Genomic DNA, 19,658 nt, shown 5'->3' with positions numbered 1-19,658 from the left:
TATTATTGTTGTTTATTGACGAGACAAAGTTATGGCTTCCGTTCAAGAAAGAATGTGTAGCAGATGTGTAGTTTTTCAGTAAATGTGATATGCACTATGTGCTGATATATAGTGATATATAGAATATGCAATGAGGAGAAGTGTGTAATTTGGGCTGAGAAAAGTTTAATAAGATTGGAAGTTTAATAGTTTTGGATGTATTCTTTCAGCTTTTGTTTGCCGTTTGCCAGATTCATACGTTGTACTATCAATTCGCTGCGTTTATACATCATGTTGGAAGTTCTTCCCATGACATGGGCTATGTCCGAGTATTTGAATCCGGATTTCACAAGGCAGCAGAAACGGATATCTTCCGTTTTCAAGGAGGTAAATTCTTGTTGGAGACGGGCAGTGAAATTGTCCGTGACTTTGTTTATTGCGATGAACAACTCATTCCACTTTTCTTCGGAGAGCAGTTCTTGGGTACAGACGTCCTTTTTGTTTTGTTCTATCAATAGTACTATCTCTTTATGGATGGGGGTATTGGCCATATATTGCATGAACAGCCGTTGTTGGTTCTGGGCCAGTTTGTCCATTTCTGTTATAAGGGTGTCCTCTGCGCACTCGTTTCCGGTGGGAGAGGATATGGTTGTGCCTTTTCTGAAGCTTTTTCTGACAAGGAAAATCAGGGCGCAGATGATGATTATGAATAGGATTCCGATGGCAAGATAAAGTGAGGTGGATGGGGTGGAGACTTTTGTGGAAGAGGGATAGACGATGAGCGAGTCGGTGTAGAACGTGTATCCGTCTTCTTGCTTCACGGCGAAAGCTGTGCTGCATACTAAGGATTTAAGGATGGATATTGTCATAATCATTCTCTACTCTTTTCTTGCTTAATGTGCGCAAACTTACGGATAAATTTTGAAAAAGCAAGATAGTTTCAACTGAAACCACTACCTTTGCACCGTATTAACTAATTCATAAAGTTATGACATATCATCATTTATCCGTTCTGGTGCATCGCCAGGCGGAGAAGTATGGAGACAGGGTGGCCTTGAAATACAGGGACTATGAGAAATCACAATGGATATCCATTACATGGAACGAATTCTCGCAGACGGTGCGCCGGGCTGCCAACGCTCTGGTGGCATTGGGAGTGGAGGTGCAGGAGAATATCGGAATCTTCTCGCAGAACAAGCCCGAATGTTTCTATACGGACTTCGGTGCTTTTGCCAACCGGGCGGTGACGATACCTCTGTATGCCACCAGTTCGCCGGCTCAGGCACAGTACATCATCAACGATGCGCAGATACGCTACCTGTTCGTGGGCGAGCAGTTTCAGTATGACGCCGCTTTCAGCGTGTTCGGCCTTTGCCATTCGTTGCAGCAACTGATTATCTTTGACCGTGCCGTGGTGAAGGATCCGCGCGACATGACTTCCATCTATTTTGACGAATTCCTGGCGGCCGGTGAAGGCTTGCCCCACAATGACGTGGTGGAAGAACGCACCGCCGGCGCTTCGGACGAGGATTTGGCCAACATCCTCTACACTTCGGGAACCACGGGCGAGCCGAAAGGTGTCACGCTACACCACTTCAATTACCGTGAGGCGCTCCGCATCCACGACATACGCCTGCCTTTCATGACCGACCGTGACGTCTCCATGAACTTCCTGCCGCTGACGCATGTGTTCGAGAAGGCATGGTGCTACCTTTGCATACACCGGGGCGTGCAGATATGCATCAATCTCCGTCCGCAGGACATCCAGACCACCATCAAAGAGATACGGCCCACGCTGATGTGCAGTGTGCCCCGCTTCTGGGAGAAGGTCTATGCCGGCGTGCAGGAGAGGATTTCGCAAGAGACCGGCCTGAAGAGGGCGATGATGCAGGATGCCCTGAAGGTGGGCAAAGCCCACAATCTGGACTATGTGCGTGCGGGAAAGACGCCGCCCGTGATGCTTCACCTGAAGTATAAGTTCTACGAAAAGACGGTCTATGCATTGCTGAAGAAGACCATCGGCATAGAAAACGGAAACTTCTTCCCCACTGCGGGCGCGGCGGTTTCTGATGAGATATGCGAGTTTGTGCATTCGGTGGGCATCAATATGATAGTGGGCTACGGGCTTACCGAATCCACCGCCACCGTTTCCTGTTTCGAGAACGAGGGATTTGAGGTAGGGTCCGTCGGCTCCCTCATGCCGGACGTGGAAGTGAAGATAGGCGCTGACAACGAGATACTGCTGCGGGGCAAGACCATCACTGCCGGCTATTACAAGAAGGCGGAGGCCACTGCCGCCGCCATCGACGCCGACGGATGGTTCCACACGGGCGATGCCGGCTATATGAAGGGCAAGCATCTGTACCTCACCGAGCGCATCAAGGATCTCTTCAAGACGAGCAACGGCAAGTACATCTGTCCGCAGGCGTTGGAAACGAAGCTGGTCATCGACCGTTACATCGACCAGATAGCCATCATTGCCGACCAGAGGAAGTTCGTATCCGCCCTCATCGTGCCTGTCTATGGGCTGGTGAAGGAGTATGCCAAGGAGAAAGGGCTTGAATACAAGACGATGGCCTCCTTGCTGGAGCATCCCAAGGTTCAGGCTTTGTTCCGCGCCCGCATCGAGACTTTGCAGCAGCAGTTTGCCCATTACGAGCAAGTGAAGCGTTTCACCCTACTGCCCGAACCGTTCAGCATGGAGCGCGGCGAACTGACGAATACCTTGAAGCTGAAGCGTCCGGTTGTGGCCAAAAACTACAAGGAGCTCATCGACCGTATGTACGAGGAGTGAACGGTACATAGTGCTTGAACAGAATCATTACAAGAGATGCGCTTGAGACGGGGCACTGTAAAAGGAACACTGTGAGAAGGACATCCCGAAGCGTTACGGATTGTAACCGATAAATATAAGAAGAACCGTATCATTACTCAAAAACAGAGTTGATACGGTTCTTTTTTATTTATCGCCTTTCCGGGGTCAATATCCGAAGATGTCTTCCTGTGTCAGTTCCGTCACCGGGGCCACTTTGTTCAGCGCTTCCATATCCAGTTCTTTCTTGTCGCCGAGGATGGCGTAGTTGTAGGTACGTCCTTTCACCCATTTCTGCTGGAAGTCGGCAACGTCCTTCAGCGTCATGCCCTGTATGTCGTTATATACCTTGATGCGTCCGTCCGTGTTCTGGTTCAGGTATTGCGCGCTGATGAACGACCAGATGACACTCATCTTTGTGATGCGGCCGGTGCGCAGGCGTGCTATCATGCCGTCTTTAGCCAGTTTCAGCGCGGCTTCGGACTGCGGCATGTTTTCGATGATGTCGTTGAAGGTCTTGATGGCATCCAGCATCTTGTCGTTTTGCGTGGCAATCTGCGTGGTGATGTAGTAGCTGTCACTAAGGTATGTCGGGCCGATGACTCCTGCCCATGCGGAGTATGCCAGACCGCGGCTCTCGCGCATCTCCTGAAACACGATGGAGTTCATGCCCCCGCCGAAGTATTCGTTGTAGAGCTGGCGGGCGGGATCAATGTCCGGGTTGAACTTCTCTCCCCGGTTGGAAATCTGCGTCATGTAGATTTGCTTGGCCTCGTATGGGGCAAGGTAGATCTTGGTTTCCGGCGTGAGGAGTGCCTTGAAGTCATTTCCGGCGGGGATGTCTGCCAATTTCTTGGGTGTCTTGTGCTCCTTGTTTACCACGGCGAGCAGATCCTTTTCGCTGCTGGGGCCGTAATACAGCACGCGGTGCTTGTAGGAGGTCAGCCGGTGTATGCGGTCCACCAACGTCTGGGGGTCCATGCCGTTCAGTTCGGCTTCCGTCAGCAGGTTGGTCGATGGGTTTTTGGGGCCGTAGGTCACGTAAGCCATCAGTCGGCGGAAGTTCTGCATCTGGTTCAGCTTGGCATCCTTGCGGGCTTTCAAGATGTCTTGCGTCATGTTGGCGTAGGCCTTCTTGTTTACTTGCGCGTCGGCCAGCAGCTTTTCAAACAGGGCTACGGCGGCAGGCATGTTCTCGTTGAGTCCGGACAGGCTGACGTAGGTGCGCCGGTCGCTGGGATAGACGCTGAAGCTGCACGCCAGGCGGTAGAACTCGCTTTTCAGTTGTTCGGGTGTCAGGTCCGATGTGCCTAAGTATTCCAGGTATTGGGCGGCGGTTCCTAAGGCCTTGTCGTTGTTGTTGCCCATATCGAAAAGATAGGTCAGCGTGAAGATGTCGTTGTCGGTATTCTGCTTGTAGAGCACGGGGATGCCCGTGGCGCTTTTCAGTTGTGCCAGGTCTTTGGTGTAGTCCAGGAACTGAGGCTCGATGGGCGCTACTTGGCTGCCCTGTATTTCCTTCAGGAAGTCGCTGGTGTGGTCGCGGTTCATCACTATGGGAGTGATCTGCGGTTTGGCTATCTTCTTTTCGTTGGGATCTTTGCCCTGTTTCTTGTAGATGACGGCCAGGTTGGTGTCCTTCAGGTACTTCCGGGCAAAGGCCACGATGTCTTCCTTGGTAAGCCGTGACACGCGGTCGAGCATGTTCACTTCGTCGGCCCAGTCGCTTCCGTTCACAAAGGACTGCACAAACCAGTCGGCGCGTCCGTTGTTGCTGTCAAGCTGGTAAAGCTGTTGCAGCTTGAAGTTGTTGATGTTGGCTTTCAGTATCTTCTCGTCGAAGTCTCCGTCGCGCAGCTTCTTCACTTCACCTAACAGCAGGTCTTTCACTTCGTCCAGCGTCTGCCCTTGTTTGGGGCGGCCTTGCATCATGAAGGCGCTGTAATCGGCCATCGTCATGGGGTAGCAATAGGCGCTCAGTGTTTTCTGCTGCTGCGTCAGGTCGAGGTCGATGAGGCCGGCCTGTCCGTTGTAGAGGATCTGTGAAGCCACTTGCAGAATCTCCGCCTCACGGCTGGCTGCTCCGGGGAAGCGCCATGCGAGGGTCACGCTTTCGGCGTCCGGGCCGAGAATGGTGCGTACTATCGGTGCGGAGATTTCCGTTTCTTCTTTCGGCAGGTTCAGCCGTGGCAGGTCGGCGTTGGGCTTCAGCGAGCCGAAGTATTTGTCGATGGTGGCAATCATGCGGTCGGGATCAAAGTCTCCGCTGAGGCAGATGGCGATGTTGTTGGGCACATACCACACTTTGTGGTAGTTCTTGATGTTGGTGATGGAGGGATTCTTCAGGTTCTCTTGTGTGCCGAGCACGGTCTGCGTGCCGTAGGGATGATGTGGGAAGAGTGACGACAGTACGGCCTCATATACCTTGCGCGGGTCTTTGGTGAGCGACATGTTCTTCTCCTCATATACCGTTTCCAGTTCGGTATGGAAACCGCGTATCACGCAGTTCGCAAAGCGGTCTGCCTGTATCTTCGCCCAGTTTTCCGTCTGGTTGGCGGGGATGTCCTCGGTGTAGCAGGTCACGTCGAAAGAAGTGTAGGCGTTTGTACCGTTGGCTCCGATGGCGGCCATCAGCTTGTCGTATTCGTTGGGGATGGCAATCTTGGAGGCCTCGTATGAGAGGCTGTCTATGGTGTGGTATATATTCTTGCGGGCAGTGCTGTCCGTGGTTTTGCGATAGATCTCAAACTGCTGTTCTATCCGGTCGAGCAGGGGCTTTTCGGCGGCATAGTCCTGCGTGCCGAATTTCTGTGTCCCTTTGAACATCAGGTGCTCGAAGTAGTGTGCCAGGCCGGTGGTTTCGGCAGGGTCATTCTTTCCGCCCACGCGCACGGCGATGTACGTCTGTATGCGCGGCTTCTCCTTGTTCACGGTCATATACACTTTCAGCCCGTTGTCCAGCGTGTAGATGCGTGCTTTCAGCGGGTCGTTGGGAACGGTGGCGTAGCGATAGTCCTTGGGACCGGCGCCACTCATGCTTGCGGCCGCCACGAGGAACAGCGACAGGCATGTGAGTCGGAATAGTTTATTCATAAGAATACCAATTAATAATATGTTGGCTACAAATTTATGCGTTTTTCTCTAAAACCGTTGCCACAATCACTGATTATTTCATTGGCTTGCTGCATCTATATATCCCGCTTGCTGCATCTATATATCCACCGTCCTGCATCTATAGATGCAGCAAGCTGGATATATAGATGCAGGTCACCCCCTTCCGGATGGTAATGCAGGGGCTTTATCTCTCTGCTGCATTTATGTTGAAAAGCATGTTGGGAGGTTTGAAGATTGCCTGGAGAGGTCGAAAAAGTGGCTGCCTGTCCTGTTTTGTTGTTTTTTGAACCCGATATGATGGATTTTAAACCTTCTCGTTTATCAATACCCTTAATATTACACATTCTTTATAGTGAAGACTCCTTTCAACAATCCGGTATGGAATGAAGGGAGGTTTTCTTATCAGCCTTTATTGTTAATGTAATATTGTGAGCGCCTATGTAGAAAGAACAAAGAAGAATATCCCGGATTGGCGGTAGAGAGTGCACGCCGATCAAAAGAAACGGACTTTCGGGAATCTGTTTCTAAACAGAATTTTTATAATCTAATATTATTTCCAGGAAAACTTATGAAAAAGAGATTTATGTTAACTCTGGCTTGCCTGATGGCGGCCATTGGCTGGATTGCAGCACAAAACTCCGCTATCAGCGGTATTGTCATATCCGCCGAAGACAATGAACCCGTTATCGGAGCTTCTGTATCGGTAAAAGGTACTACCGCCGGTACGGTGACTGACGTGGATGGCAAGTTTACGATTACAGACGCGCCCAAGGGTGCGACGACGCTTCATGTGTCATTCGTAGGAATGTTGTCGCAGGAAGTGGCCATCACTCCGGGAACTATCCGCGTGATTTTGAAGAACGATGCCAAATTGCTGGACGAGGTTGTAGTGACGGCATTGGGTATCACGAAAAAAGAAAAGTCGCTGACCTACTCCACACAGGTTGTCAACGGTGATGAATTGATTCGTGCCAAAGACCCCAATATGATGAATGCGCTGGCCGGTAAGACGGCGGGTGTGCAGATTAATAAGAGCTCATCCGGACTGGGCGGGTCTGCCAAGGTCGTTATCCGCGGTAACCGTTCGGTGGGCGGCAGCAGCCAGCCGTTGTATGTGATTGACGGTGTGCCTTATGGCTCATCGGTCACGGAAACCGTTTGTACCACCACGGGAGGTTCTTCCAATGACCCTAACCTGGATCGTGGCGACGGCATCTCCAACCTGAATCCGGACGACATCGAGAGCATGAACATCCTGAAAGGCCCTGCCGCAGCCGCCCTTTACGGTAGCTCTGCCGCCAACGGTGTCATCATCATCACCACCAAGAAAGGCAAGGAAGGACGTGCAAGCATCACGTTCAACACCAGCACCACTTTGGATAATGCCACTTATGGCATTCCCGATTTTCAGAATGACTATACGGGTGATCGCCTCAGTTGGGGCAGCAAGCTCACAGGTGGCAGCCCCGACTATGTAAAGGAATTCTTCCGTACCGGTGTGACTACCATCAATTCCCTTTCCCTGAGCATGGGTACTGACGTGATGCAGACCTACTTCTCATACGCCAATACTTACGGCAAGGGTGTGGTGGACAACAACAGCCTGGTAAAGCACAACCTGAATTTCCGTGAAACAGCCAACTTCTTCAACAAGAAACTCACGGTGGATGCCAATATCAATGCCGTCTATCAGAAGGCCAACAACCGTACTTCCACCGGTGGTTACTACATGAATCCGTTGGTAGGTCTCTATCACTTCCCCCGTGGCGGTGTGGAGGGTGGAAAGGACTTTAACTACTACAAAGATAACTACGAAGTGCTGGACGCGAGCCGCAATATGATGACGCAGAACTGGTATGGAGGAGCTTTGAGCGAGATGGAACAGAATCCCTATTGGTTGATAAACAAGGCTCCCAACGGTGACGAACGCTATCGTGCCACTCTTAACCTGAGTGTGAAGTACAAATTCAATGACCTTTTTTCTATCCAGGCCCGTGGTAATGCCGACTTTGTGGCCGACCGCCGTTTCCTGAAAGAGTATGCAGGCACTTCTGCCGTCATTGCCGGTGTGAATGGCCGTTATCAGGCCAATGAATCTACCGGCCTGACTACCTATGGAGATATCCTCTTTACTTATCAGCAGCAATTCGAAAACTTCTCCGTGAATGCCTCTGTCGGCAGCAGTATCAATGACTATTATGGCAAGGGTACAGGCTTTGACTCTGGTGGCACAGGCGTTTTGTATTTGCCGAACATCTTTACCATGCAGAATATCCGGCTGAATGATGGCTTGCTGAACGATTGGCAAAGCCATACACAATCCCAGTCGGTGTTTTTCACCGGCCAGGTTGGTTTCAAAGACCAGGTCTTTCTGGATGTAACGGCGCGTAATGACTGGACTTCCTCTTTGGCCTTCACCAAATATAAGAACAAAGGTTTCTTCTATCCTTCCATCGGTTTGACGTGGATTATGAGCGAAACATTGAAACTGCCCGAATGGATCGACTTGGGCAAGATTCGCGGTGCATGGTCTGAGGTTGGTAGCGGTCTGGGCTCTTATACCTCTAATCCTCTGCACTCTGTGGCTTCCAACGGTACGGTAAGCTTCAATACGGCAGCGCCGTTTGCCGACTTGAAGCCGGAGCGTACACGTTCCATCGAATTCGGTACGGAATGGCGTTTCTTCGACAGCCGTCTGGAGTTTGACTTCACTTATTATAAGACGAACACCAAGGATCAGTTGTTCAACCTGCCCGCACCTTCCGGCTCCGAATGGAACACCTATTATGTAAATGCCGGTGACATCCAGAACACGGGTATTGAAATCATGTTGGGCGCTACTCCGGTGATGACGAAAGACTTCCGTTGGAAGACCAACATGAATTACTCTCATAACCGCAACAAAGCCAAGAAACTGGTAGATGGCTTAGGCTATTTCCTCTTTGGAGGCAATGATATCCAGAACCGTTTGGAAGAAGGCGGCTCCTTCGGTGATTTCTATGGTAACTCATTCTCGCGTGATGACGAGGGCAACATTGAATTCGATGCGAAAGGACTGCCGATAGTCAACAAGAGTGAGATTAAGAAGTTAGGCAATCCGAGCCCCGACTTCAATCTTGGATGGGGAAATACATTGACCTATAAGGACTTCTCTCTCTATTTCCTGATTGACGGACGCTTTGGCGGAGATGTATTCTCCATGACACAGGCCGATCTTGATTACCAGGGTGTGAGCAAGGTGACCGGTGATGCCCGTAACCAAGGTTATGTAGAGTTTGCAGGCCATCAGATAAAAGATGTGGAAGCCTTTTATAACCGTGTAGGCAACCGTAACGGCTGTGCCGAATATTATGTATATGACGCCACCAACATCCGTCTGCGTGAAGTGTCACTCTCTTATACTCTGCCCAAGTCCCTGCTTGCCAGGCAAAACGTCATTAAGGATGCTCAAATCTCTCTGACCGGACGCAATCTGTTCTTCTTCAAGAACAATGCTCCCTATGATACCGATGGCTTGATGTCCACCAGCAACAATCTGCAAGGCATCGATTCTTTCGGTATGCCGACCAACCGTTCTTTCGGCATTAACGTGAAACTTAATTTTTAAATGAATCAGCAGTATGAAGAACATATTGAAATATACAGGCGCCGCTTTGGCGGCAGTCTCTCTCCTGACAGCCTGCACAGGCGCTTTTGAGGATATGAATACAAATCCCAAGGGAGTGACCGATGACGAACTGAAACAGGACAATAACTTTGTCGGCATGCACTTTCTGCCCATGATGCAGTCTATCTACTTCAACAAAGGCAATGGAAACTGGGAATATCAGTTGATCCAGAACCTGAACGCCGACATTTTTTCCGGCTATATGGCAAGCGGAAGCAACTTTGCCGTGTCAAACAACAATATGCACTATGCTCTCAATCATGGATGGAATGATTATTGCTGGAACTACGCTTACAATGAAGTGATGTCCCAGAACCTGAAAGCACATAATAAGTGTGTCGCCGATATGGATACCTACGCTCACTTTGATGCCATCAACACCATTATTCGCGTATTGACGATGTCCCGTCTGTGCGACCAGTACGGGCCTATCATCTATTCTGCTTATGGTCAGTCGATGACGGGAGGCACGTATGACTCCGGACAGGATGCTTATAAGCAATTCTTTACAGAGCTGGCGGCAGCCGATGCCGCGTTGGGCGAGGCCTTGAAGAAATCAACGGCATCTTTCGCCAACTTCGATATGGCTTACGGAGGCGATTTGGCAAAGTGGGCGAAGCTGGCGAACTCCCTGCGCCTTCGTCTGGCCATCCGCATAGCCAAGTACGATGCGGCAGAAGCCAAGAAACAGGCAGAGGCAGTTGTGGCAGATGCCAATGGTCTGATTAAGGACAATGCTGATAACTTCACTATCAGCAGCACTACTTATAAGCATCCGCTTTATGCGATGACGAACTCTTACCATGACATTCTGCTGAATGCCAATGTTTCTTCCATTCTGAGTGGTTACAAAGACGCGCGTCTGGAAAAGATGGCATTGCCAAACGAGGCGGGGAATTTGGTAGGAATACGTAACGGGGTGGATCACCTTAACGACTATACCGGTCAATACAAGTCTCTCAATATAGCTTCCATGCTGAACGTCGGGGAATATACCCCTGTCATGCTTTTCTCTGCCGCCGAGACTTATTTCCTGCTGGCCGAAGCCGCCCTGCGCGGCTGGAATGTGGGAGGTACTGCCGAAAACTTTTATACGAAGGGCGTACAAACTTCATTTGAACAGTGGGGCGCCGACATGGGCAGCTATCTGAGCAGCTCCAATAAGCCCGCTGACTTTGTAGATGCCTTGGTTCCTGAATACAACCATGCCGCCGTAGAAACCGCTACCCCCAACTGGAGCGATGCCAAGACCGATGAAGAACGTTTGGAAAAAATAATCGTCCAGAAGTGGATTGCTGTCTTCCCCGAGGGTATGAACGCTTGGGCGGAATACCGTCGTACCGGCTATCCCAAGCAGTTCCCTATCATGCGTAATGACAGCCAGGGCGACCAAGCCATTCCTACGGAACTGGGTGTGCGTCGTTTGACTTATACGGAGAGCGAGCGCGATAACAATCCTACCGGTTATGCCGGAGCTTTGCAGAAATTGGGCGGTTCCGATACGGGGGCTACTCGTATTTTCTGGGATGTAGATGCCCCTAATCTGTAATATATCGACTTAACACACCTTCAGGTGCATCAGAATGTACGGCATTGCTTGCAGCACTCCGCTTCTGATGCACCTCTTTTTTTAGTATGATTGCGATATAGCCCTTTTCGTCAGATAGTACACCCCTTCTGACGAATATTGAACCCGTTTCAGACTGTTCCTCCCTAATATTGCAATCTGATTATAATTAACCCTAAAAACACCATGAGAATGAAATCTTTGGCGGCAGGTATAGGCATCTTCCTTTGCTGTGCGCCGCTTCCCGCCCAGGAACTGAAACTTCGGGCAGACAACATCGACGAGATTGTAAAAGCTATGACTCCTGAGGAGAAGGCTCTCCTTGTAGTGGGACGCAATGACTACACCTTTGGCGGATACGACAATCCCAAGGAGTTTGTGCGCTTCCTCTCCCCCAGCGTGTCGGGCTACACGCAAGGTATCCCGCGCCTCGGCATTCCGCCCACGGCACTGGCCGACGGACCCGCGGGTGCGGTCGTAGTGACACGCCCCGACAACAAGAAAAGCTACTATGCCACCGGTTTTCCCGTGGGCACTTCGCTGGCCTGCTCCTGGAACACGCAGCTTGTGGAAAGCGTAGGCCGGGCGATGGGAAACGAGATACTGGAGTATGGCGTGGACGTGATACTTGCCCCCGGTATGAACATACACCGTTCTCCCCTTTGCGGACGTAACTATGAGTATTATTCCGAAGACCCTGTGGTGACGGGTAAGATAGCAGCCGCCTTTGTGCGAGGCATACAGGGCTGCGGCGTGGGAACCAGCATCAAGCACTTCGCCGTGAATTCACAGGAAACCAACCGCACCGAGGTGGACGAAATCGTATCGCAGCGTGCCTTGCGTGAAATCTATCTGAAGGGGTTTGAGATTGCCGTGAAAGAAGCGCGCCCCTGGACGGTGATGGCATCGTACAATCGCCTGAACGGCCCCTACACACAGGAAAGCCCCGAACTGCTGACCACCGTCCTGCGTGACGAGTGGGGATTTGACGGTATCGTGATGACCGATTGGATACAGAAGCGGAACACGGCCGCGCAGATAAAGGCAGGCATAGACAATCTGCAACCGGGCTATCAGGTGCAGTTGCAAGACATCAGCCTGATGTTGAAGGACGGCCGCCTCACCATGCCCGACCTTGATGCATCTGTGCGCCGTATGCTGCAATATATCGTGAAGACTCCCCACTTCCGTAATTATAAGTACAGTGACGACCCCGACCTCAAGGCGCATGCCGCCATCACCCGCAGCTCTGCCACCGAGGGCATGGTGTTGTTGAAGAACGCAGGCGGCGTGCTTCCTCTGAATAATATCAAGAAAGTGGCCCTCTTCGGGCTCTCCTCTTTCGACTTCATGGCAGGCGGAACCGGATCGGGCAATGTGGTGAAGCCCTACGTGGTGGATCTTCAGCAAGGCCTGGCAAACGCCGGGCTGGAAGTGACGGGCAATCTCAAGGAGATGTACACTGCCTATAAGACTTTCTGCCGTGCGCAGTTCAAGTGCGACCGCAATCCCGCCGAACGTTGGTACGTGGAGCCTTCCATTCCCGAACTGTCTCTCTCGCGCACCTGCATCGAGAACCAGGCGCGTGAGTCCGATATCGCCATCCTCACCCTCGGCCGCCAGGCGGGCGAGGGACGCGACCGCCCCGTGAAAGGAGGCTTCAATCTTACTGCGGTGGAGCAGAATCTGCTCGTCGAACTCTGTGAGGTCTATCATGCCGCAGGCAAGAAGGTGATTGTAGTGCTTAATGTAGGCGGCGCCATTGAAACCGCCTCATGGAAAGGATTGCCCGATGCCATCCTTCTTGCCTGGCAACCGGGACAGGAGGGAGGCAACTCTGTGGCCGACGTACTGCTGGGCAAGGAAAATCCCTCCGGCAAACTGAGTATGACCTTCCCCATCTCTGTGATGGATATGCCTTCTTCGCAAAATTTCCCATTGGGCGATGAACGCCGTCGGGGGGAGGATGGCAGTCGCAATAACGTGGACTACACGCTCCACAAGGAGGGCATCAACATCGGTTACCGCTATTTCAGCAGCGTGGGACGTGAAGTATCCTATCCTTTCGGATTCGGGCTGAGCTACACCGCCTTTGCCTATTCCAAGCCTGTGGTGAAGCCTGTTGCAGACGGATTTTGCGCCGGCATCACGGTGACCAATACAGGCAAGTGTGCCGGTAAGGAGAGCGTGCAACTCTACGTCTCTGCCCCCGCCGGAGGAATGGAGAAGCCTGCCCTCGAACTGAAGGCCTTTGCCAAGACCCGCCTTTTGCAGCCTGGCGAGAGCGAGACACTGACCTTCGAGGTATCGAAGTACAGTCTGGCCTCCTTTGATGAGTCCCGTCAGAGCTGGGTGAGTGCTGCCGGAAGATACATCGTCCGTTTCGGCGCTTCTGTGGACGACATCCGCGGCACGGGTTATTATAATCTTGCGAAAGAAGCCGCCTGGCGGGTGCATGATGTGCTGAAACCGACGAAGGCGCTGGACTGACATCTTGAATAATGCCGGTTATTGTTGCAATACTGACTTAAACACATATATATAAGTATCATGAAAAAACTTATTACCTCATTCTGCTTCCTGTCCGGTTTGTTCTGCATCCCGGCAGTACCCCTCTGCGCACAGGTGAACGAGCAACTGAAAGCAGACATCATCCGCACGGGCTATGTCTCTTGTTGGCTGATGTTGGTTTCGGAATTTTAGGAGGACGCGGTTATGAACAATCCTACGAATGTGAATACCTCTGCAACCTACTCGCGTCGCAACCTTGCCATAGACATGCTGCGGGCGTTGACTATGTTCACCATGATATTTGTGAACGATTTCTGGAAGGTGCACGACATACCTCGCTGGCTCGAACATGCCGGATATGGTGAGGACTTCATGGGGCTGGCAGATGTCGTCTTCCCCTGCTTTCTTTTTGCCGTGGGTATGTCCATACCCTACGCCATCGAACGGCGATATGCCAAAGGCTTTTCGGCAGAATCTACGTTGGGACATATCTTCTTGCGCACCTTTGCCCTGCTGGTGATGGGCGCTTTCATCACCAACTCGGAGTACAGGCTCTCGCCGGAGGTTCCCTATCCGATAGGCGTTTACTGGTTCTTGATGGCAATCGGCTTTATCGGTGTGTGGAACAGATACCACGAAGCCGTCTCCCGTAGGCGGAAAAGCCTGTTCTGTGCCTGCAAGACAGCCGGGGTGCTGGTGCTTCTCTACTTATCGCTTACTTTCCGCAACCCGGATGGAGGTGTGTTCAGTGCGAGCTGGGGCATTCTTGGCGCAATAGGCTGGACATATTTAGTGTGCGCGCTGGTTTATATCTTCTGCCGTGACCGCTTGCGCTGTCTGCTGTCCGTGTGTGGGGCTTTCATCCTGATATGTCTGCTGGACACACCTCTCCGTGAGGCGTTTGGCGGTGAATCCATCCTTGCCTTTCCCGACCGTAATTTCTACCGGGGTATGCTGAATATACTGCACATAGGCAACGGAGCGCTGCCTGCATTCACGATGGGTGGCATTATCCTCTCCGTTGTCAGTGCCCGCTATGCCGACAAGAGCGAGAGATGGAAACTGTGGAGCACGGCTGGGACAACAGCGGTGCTTCTGCTGGCCGGTGTTGCAGCGCATCAGTTTTGGATTGTCTCCAAGATAGGGGCCACGCCTCCGTGGGTATTCTGGGTACTGGCACTTTCTGTGCTGCTTTATGGCCTGCTGAATTGCCTGGCTGCCCGTAACCTTACGGGATGGTTCGTGCTGATACGTCCTGCGGGCACGGCTACGCTCACTACCTACCTGATACCTTATGTATTTTATGGCTTTGCCGACGTGACCGGCGTTATCTTGCCGGACTGGTTCACACATGGTGTGATGGCATTGGTGAACTGCACCTGCTTCGCTTTTGCTGTGATCGGCGTTACGTGGGCAATGGAGAAACTACATGTTAAACTTAAAATATAGAAATAGAATGAAGAAGTACCTTTTACCGGCGTTCCTGCTCCTGTTTGTGGCAGTGGGCGTCTTTGCCGGCCGCAAGAACACAAAGGCAGCGGCTATAACCGGTGAATATCCCATGTTCTGGACATGGCTGGACTATCGTTCCGGCATGAATTTCGACTCCATCTGCCAAGTGATGAACGACGTGGGCATGGACGGTATCATGCTGAATGCACCCACGCCCGACGATTACCGTATAGCCATCCCCATAGCCCACAAACACGGCATCGAAGTCTATGCCTGGCTGTGGACGATGAATCTGGAGCACGACCGTGACAAGATTCTGAAGGAACATCCCGATTGGTTCAGCATGAACCGCAACGGCAAGAGCCTGGCGGACACTACGGCATACGTAAACTATTACAAATTCCTTTGTCCCGCCCTGCCCGAAGTACGGCAGTTCATCAAGGAGAAGATAAAGGCGTATTGTGAGGTGGAAGGGCTGAACGGCATCGCCATAGACTATCACCGCTTTGTGGATGCGGTGCTTCCCACCACCCTGTGGCCCCGTTACGGCATTGTGCAGGATCGTGAATATCCGGCATGGGACTATGGTTATCATCCCGCCATGCTCAGGAAGTTCAAGGAGCAGTATGGCTATGACCCGCGCGAGCAGGCAGACCCTTCGCTCGATGTGAAGTGGCGTCAGTTTCGCTGTGAACAGATTACGGAAGTGGCGAACATGATAGCCGAAACAGTACATTCTTACGGCAAGAAGATGGCGGCTTCTCCCTTTCCTACACCGAAGATGGCTTCGCGCATGGTACGTCAGGACTGGAAGAAGTGGAATCTTGACATTGTGTTCCCAATGGTCTATCACACTTTCTACACAGAAGATGTCAGCTTCATCTCCGACTGCACTATCGAGAACGTGCGCGACAAGAATGCCATGACTACCCTCTATTGTGGAATGACTGCTACCAACGGGCCGGAAATGTTCCGTTGTATGGACGCCGCCCTTGATAACGGGGCGCAAGGCATCGCTGTCTTTACGGTGAACAGCCTGCGCTCTCCCGAGGTGCGGCGGCAGTTCAAGGCCTATGCGGACAGTGCAAGAACCGTGCGTCGGGCAAATGGCGGTGTGCTGAAAGCGGTTCACTCCACGGTGGCGGATGCCAATCCATTCAGTCACCAAGGCGTGATGAAGTTAGTGCGGCAACGCATGCGGCAACTTGCGGCCAAGTCGGCGGGCAAGACGGAACTTGCACCCCTGTCTCTTGGCGAGTACGAGGAAATGGATTCTTATGATGCCACACGTCGTTACCGGGTGGTGGACGCTAACAGTAAGACCGCTTTCTGCGTGACATTCTATCTCTATGGCGATGTGCTTTCCGGCTGGGATGTGACGGTGTCCGATGCCTTCTGAGGCATTTCATTGCTTTTACGTCTCACTTATATTAGGCTGATAGCTGTGTGTTTTTCTCTTTTTTTTCATACCTTTGCGGCTCGAAAGACAGAATTTGAGGAAAAGATATGATTACCGCAGAACAACTGAAAGATATCAAAGAACGTACCGAAGCGTTGAACCGCTATCTTGACATCGAAGGCAAGAAGATTCAGGTGGAAGAAGAACAGCTACGCACCCAGGCTCCCGGCTTTTGGGAAGACCAGAAGGCGGCCGAAGCCCAGATGAAGAAAGTAAAGGGCTTGCAGCAGTGGATATCCGGTTATAACGGAGTGAAGACACTGACGGACGAGGTGCAGTTGGCGTTCGACTTCTATAAAGACGAGCTTGTGAGTGAAGAAGAAGTTGATGAGGCCTTTGCCAAAGCGTCGGCCGCCGTCGAGGCGCTCGAACTCAAGAATATGCTTCGCGAGGAAGCCGACCAGATGGACTGCGTCCTGAAGATCAATTCCGGCGCCGGCGGCACGGAAAGTCAGGATTGGGCCAATATGCTGATGCGCATGTATCTGCGCTATGCCGAGACTCACGGCTACAAGGCCGCAATAGCCAACCTTCAGGAAGGTGACGAGGCGGGCATCAAGACCTGTACCATCGAAATCTCCGGCGACTATGCCTACGGCTATCTCAAGGGGGAGAACGGTGTGCACCGCCTGGTGCGTGTTTCTCCCTACAACGCCCAGGGCAAGCGTATGACTTCTTTCGCTTCCGTGTTCGTCACTCCGTTGGTGGACGATACCATCGAAGTAGATATCAAAGTAGCCAACATCTCGTGGGATACCTTCCGATCCAGCGGGGCGGGCGGACAGAACGTGAACAAGGTGGAGTCGGGCGTGCGCTTGCGCTATCAGTTCAAAGACCCTTATACCGGTGAGGAAGAAGAAATCCTGATCGAAAATACCGAGACGCGCGACCAGCCCAAGAACCGTGAGAATGCGATGCGGCAGTTGCGCTCCATCTTGTACGACAAGGAGCTTCAGCACCGCATGGCGGAACAGGCTAAGGTGGAAGCGGGTAAGAAAAAGATAGAATGGGGCTCACAGATACGTAGCTATGTCTTTGATGACCGCCGTGTGAAAGACCATCGCACCAATTTCCAGACCAGTGACGTGAACGGAGTGATGGACGGAAAGATAGACGGCTTTATCAAGGCATATCTGATGGAGTTTGCGGGAAGTGCCGAGTAGTGCCGTTCATGATAATTAAAGCGGAATGATTCTTGCTGCAGGATGGACGATGCGGATGTGCTACACATCCGCATCGTCTATTATCAAGAAGCGGTCCCTAATTCCCATGAATCTTTCCATTAGTAGCAATCACGTTTGCTATCTGCAAGGGGTACATGCCTTCGGGCAAGTCCTGCGCCGCGCCGCCCGCCGGTTCATCGTTGGCACAGGGGTGAGCATGAGGCACACTAAATTAAATTTGTTCCTTCATTCGTATGCGTTCCTACCGGCATATTGGGAAAAACGAACGTCCCGCCCTTCTCCTTGCGGTGAGAGGGGCGGGACGGGAAACTTTCTTTGTATCTTTTGATGAATATCAGTCTTGCATACTGTTCTTGTTATCTGCCAAGTCAAAATAGAGCAGACGTGTCATTTCGCCATCGTCTTCTTCCAAAAGCGGAAGAAAGCCGTTCTTTTCGTAAAAGGGCATGGCGGAACGGTAGGCATCCACCGTGACGAAGCGGCATCCAGTCTTGTTGTCGAAGATGAAAAAGGCTTTGATGAAGTCTATCAGGAAAGCGCCCAATGCTTTTCCCTGATAAGTATGGTTCACTCCCAAACGGCAAAGCTTGCTTGCCGGATAGCTTTTCATGCGTTTCTCATTAGGAAAGCGTTTACGGCGAAATCGGTTAAACTCTGTTTTATCCGTAAAGTCGGACAATGATACACGGTCGTTTGCCAGACTGAAATAGGCGGCTACTTCTCCGGTTGTCTTATCCTCGAATACGTAGCTCACAGCCAGTAGCGCTTCCCGATAAAACAAGGACTCATTTAAAATAAAATCGTTCAGATCTGCGTCTCCGCAATCGAACGATTCTATTCTTTCATCAGATTCCAGTTTGCGAATCTGAAACGTGGATTGTATGTATTCGTTAGTCATCTTTCCCTTTTTTGAAGATACTCATGGCTATACGATAATGTTCGCGCACGCGCTCTATTTCTTCCTTCGGCACGGTGCGTTTCTGCTTCATCCGCTCCTCAAACCGCCGGGCATCATTGCCGAAGAGTATCGGAGTTTCTTTGATGGGTCTTGCCATAACTGTTTTCCTTTCTTTCTGTTTACGTGTGCAAAGATACGCACAATTCCTTGCGGCACAAAGAAATGCAGTGGAAAGTTTCTCGTTTCCCAATATGTCAAAAAGCGTTTCGTAGCCTTGTTTTCAAGCATATATCTCAAAGGCCTTTTACCAAAACTTCATTGCCTGTTTTTGGGATATTAGGGAATCTGCTTATTTGGCAATCTGTATAAGGGTCATCACTTTGTGTAGTGAGATCCACGGTCGTTGTCCCTTCTTTGTTCACCATAATCGTAAAAGAGTACATCCTCCCGGCTTCAGTAGTTTCAATGGCAGTCGTTGTGGCAGAAACGGTATTGTCCCCGGCGGTAATCTCGAAGCAATCGGCGGCAAGCGTAGTTCCGGGCACAATGTTGGCTTCATAATAAGTCTCGCCGTCGTAGGTGGCCTTGCACATGGTGATAGAGCCGTTGCCCGTACCGGGGATGACTTCTCCATTATCGCTGATGGTGCAATCGGTGTATTGGTTCTTTATCGTCACGGTGGCATCACTTGTGGAATGCCAATAAAGTCCCTTGCCACTTACGAGGGTAAGGCTTGTTTTATCGCTATCCGGCGTATATTGTCCTTTTGTCGTATAGGACGTACCGTCAGCCTTTGTACCACTTAGCTGCACCGTTATTTCTTCACCGCCTTCCCATAGGCTGCTCTTTCCGTCCGCACTTTCCGTCACACGGCTTTGCGGGCTGTCTGCGCCCCACGGCTCGGCACTGCTTTCTGCTGTTACGCTCACGCCTGCTATCTGCAAGGGGTACATGCCATCGGGCAAGTCCTGCGCCGCGCCGCCCGCCGGTTCATCCTGCGAGCAACCACCCATTA

Annotated in this window: 14 protein-coding genes; 8 read left to right on the top strand and 6 right to left on the bottom strand. The window is 51.5% G+C overall.

Annotation, left to right across the window (positions count from 1 at the left end; all coding sequences use genetic code 11):
• Window positions 1-182: 182 nt before the first annotated feature.
• Window positions 183-854, bottom strand: a complete 672-nt coding sequence (locus BACHE_RS02310) for a hypothetical protein (RefSeq protein WP_041579139.1) — start codon at window positions 852-854, stop codon at window positions 183-185.
• 113 nt (window positions 855-967) lie between these two features.
• On the opposite strand from BACHE_RS02310, the gene BACHE_RS02305 reads away from it, so the two are divergent.
• Window positions 968-2,773, top strand: coding sequence for an AMP-dependent synthetase/ligase (locus tag BACHE_RS02305; RefSeq protein WP_013546093.1), 1,806 nt, complete (start codon window positions 968-970; stop codon window positions 2,771-2,773).
• Window positions 2,774-2,959: 186 nt separating this feature from the next.
• Here the strand turns inward: BACHE_RS02305 and BACHE_RS02300 are convergent, their stop codons facing one another.
• Window positions 2,960-5,884 (bottom strand): M16 family metallopeptidase, encoded by a 2,925-nt coding sequence (locus BACHE_RS02300; RefSeq protein ID WP_013546092.1) that lies wholly within the window; start codon window positions 5,882-5,884, stop codon window positions 2,960-2,962.
• Between the two features lie 589 nt (window positions 5,885-6,473).
• On the opposite strand from BACHE_RS02300, the gene BACHE_RS02290 reads away from it, so the two are divergent.
• From BACHE_RS02290 to prfB, 7 genes are all read left to right on the top strand, one after another.
• The gene (locus BACHE_RS02290) at window positions 6,474-9,512 is read left to right on the top strand and encodes a SusC/RagA family TonB-linked outer membrane protein (RefSeq protein WP_041579137.1); all 3,039 of its coding nucleotides are present in this window, start codon (window positions 6,474-6,476) and stop codon (window positions 9,510-9,512) included.
• A 13-nt stretch (window positions 9,513-9,525) separates the two neighbouring features.
• Entirely contained in the window at window positions 9,526-11,121 is a 1,596-nt protein-coding gene (locus tag BACHE_RS02285; RefSeq protein WP_013546090.1) for a RagB/SusD family nutrient uptake outer membrane protein, read from the top strand.
• Between the two features lie 204 nt (window positions 11,122-11,325).
• Window positions 11,326-13,629 carry a glycoside hydrolase family 3 C-terminal domain-containing protein gene (locus tag BACHE_RS02280; RefSeq protein WP_245530910.1) on the top strand — a complete coding sequence of 768 codons (2,304 nt, stop codon included), beginning with the start codon at window positions 11,326-11,328 and terminating at the stop codon, window positions 13,627-13,629.
• A 60-nt stretch (window positions 13,630-13,689) separates the two neighbouring features.
• Complete coding sequence (locus BACHE_RS17510) at window positions 13,690-13,842, top strand: hypothetical protein (protein WP_013546088.1); 153 nt, start codon at window positions 13,690-13,692, stop codon at window positions 13,840-13,842.
• Window positions 13,843-13,854: 12 nt separating this feature from the next.
• Entirely contained in the window at window positions 13,855-15,099 is a 1,245-nt protein-coding gene (locus BACHE_RS02275) for a DUF5009 domain-containing protein (RefSeq protein ID WP_013546087.1), read from the top strand.
• Between the two features lie 7 nt (window positions 15,100-15,106).
• Window positions 15,107-16,501, top strand: coding sequence for a family 10 glycosylhydrolase (locus tag BACHE_RS02270; RefSeq protein WP_013546086.1), 1,395 nt, complete (start codon window positions 15,107-15,109; stop codon window positions 16,499-16,501).
• A 107-nt stretch (window positions 16,502-16,608) separates the two neighbouring features.
• Window positions 16,609-17,724, top strand: a complete 1,116-nt coding sequence (gene prfB / locus BACHE_RS02265) for a peptide chain release factor 2 (RefSeq protein WP_013546085.1) — start codon at window positions 16,609-16,611, stop codon at window positions 17,722-17,724.
• 97 nt (window positions 17,725-17,821) lie between these two features.
• On the opposite strand, the gene BACHE_RS17910 is transcribed toward prfB, so the two are convergent.
• The 4 genes from BACHE_RS17910 to BACHE_RS02255 form a co-directional block, all read right to left on the bottom strand.
• Window positions 17,822-17,950 (bottom strand): hypothetical protein, encoded by a 129-nt coding sequence (locus BACHE_RS17910; protein ID WP_280956421.1) that lies wholly within the window; start codon window positions 17,948-17,950, stop codon window positions 17,822-17,824.
• A gap of 129 nt (window positions 17,951-18,079) precedes the next feature.
• A complete protein-coding gene (locus BACHE_RS02260; RefSeq protein ID WP_013546084.1) occupies window positions 18,080-18,643 on the bottom strand; it encodes a GNAT family N-acetyltransferase in 564 nt (187 codons plus the stop codon).
• Entirely contained in the window at window positions 18,636-18,800 is a 165-nt protein-coding gene (locus BACHE_RS17505) for a hypothetical protein (protein WP_005817492.1), read from the bottom strand. The genes BACHE_RS02260 and BACHE_RS17505 overlap by 8 nt, the downstream gene beginning before the upstream one ends.
• A 136-nt stretch (window positions 18,801-18,936) precedes the next feature.
• Window positions 18,937-19,656, bottom strand: coding sequence for a hypothetical protein (locus BACHE_RS02255; RefSeq protein ID WP_041579136.1), 720 nt, complete (start codon window positions 19,654-19,656; stop codon window positions 18,937-18,939).
• Between the last annotated feature and the right edge of the window lie 2 nt (window positions 19,657-19,658).

This window comes from Bacteroides helcogenes P 36-108, assembly GCF_000186225.1.
In the GTDB taxonomy this organism is placed as follows: domain Bacteria; phylum Bacteroidota; class Bacteroidia; order Bacteroidales; family Bacteroidaceae; genus Bacteroides; species Bacteroides helcogenes.
The sequence above is the reverse complement of the archived record's forward strand: the minus strand, read 5'-3'. Positions and strand labels throughout refer to the sequence as shown.

Excerpts from the sequence above, each read along its gene's own strand:
- BACHE_RS02310 (WP_041579139.1), bottom strand. The coding sequence starts at position 854 with ATGATTATGACAATATCCATCCTTAAATCCTTAGTATGCAGCACAGCT.
- BACHE_RS02305 (WP_013546093.1), top strand. The coding sequence starts at position 968 with ATGACATATCATCATTTATCCGTTCTGGTGCATCGCCAGGCGGAGAAG.
- BACHE_RS02300 (WP_013546092.1), bottom strand. The coding sequence starts at position 5,884 with ATGAATAAACTATTCCGACTCACATGCCTGTCGCTGTTCCTCGTGGCG.
- BACHE_RS02290 (WP_041579137.1), top strand. The coding sequence starts at position 6,474 with ATGAAAAAGAGATTTATGTTAACTCTGGCTTGCCTGATGGCGGCCATT.
- BACHE_RS02285 (WP_013546090.1), top strand. The coding sequence starts at position 9,526 with ATGAAGAACATATTGAAATATACAGGCGCCGCTTTGGCGGCAGTCTCT.
- BACHE_RS02280 (WP_245530910.1), top strand. The coding sequence starts at position 11,326 with ATGAGAATGAAATCTTTGGCGGCAGGTATAGGCATCTTCCTTTGCTGT.
- BACHE_RS17510 (WP_013546088.1), top strand. The coding sequence starts at position 13,690 with ATGAAAAAACTTATTACCTCATTCTGCTTCCTGTCCGGTTTGTTCTGC.
- BACHE_RS02275 (WP_013546087.1), top strand. The coding sequence starts at position 13,855 with ATGAACAATCCTACGAATGTGAATACCTCTGCAACCTACTCGCGTCGC.
- BACHE_RS02270 (WP_013546086.1), top strand. The coding sequence starts at position 15,107 with ATGAAGAAGTACCTTTTACCGGCGTTCCTGCTCCTGTTTGTGGCAGTG.
- prfB (WP_013546085.1), top strand. The coding sequence starts at position 16,609 with ATGATTACCGCAGAACAACTGAAAGATATCAAAGAACGTACCGAAGCG.
- BACHE_RS02260 (WP_013546084.1), bottom strand. The coding sequence starts at position 18,643 with ATGACTAACGAATACATACAATCCACGTTTCAGATTCGCAAACTGGAA.
- BACHE_RS17505 (WP_005817492.1), bottom strand. The coding sequence starts at position 18,800 with ATGGCAAGACCCATCAAAGAAACTCCGATACTCTTCGGCAATGATGCC.
- BACHE_RS02255 (WP_041579136.1), bottom strand. The coding sequence starts at position 19,656 with ATGGGTGGTTGCTCGCAGGATGAACCGGCGGGCGGCGCGGCGCAGGAC.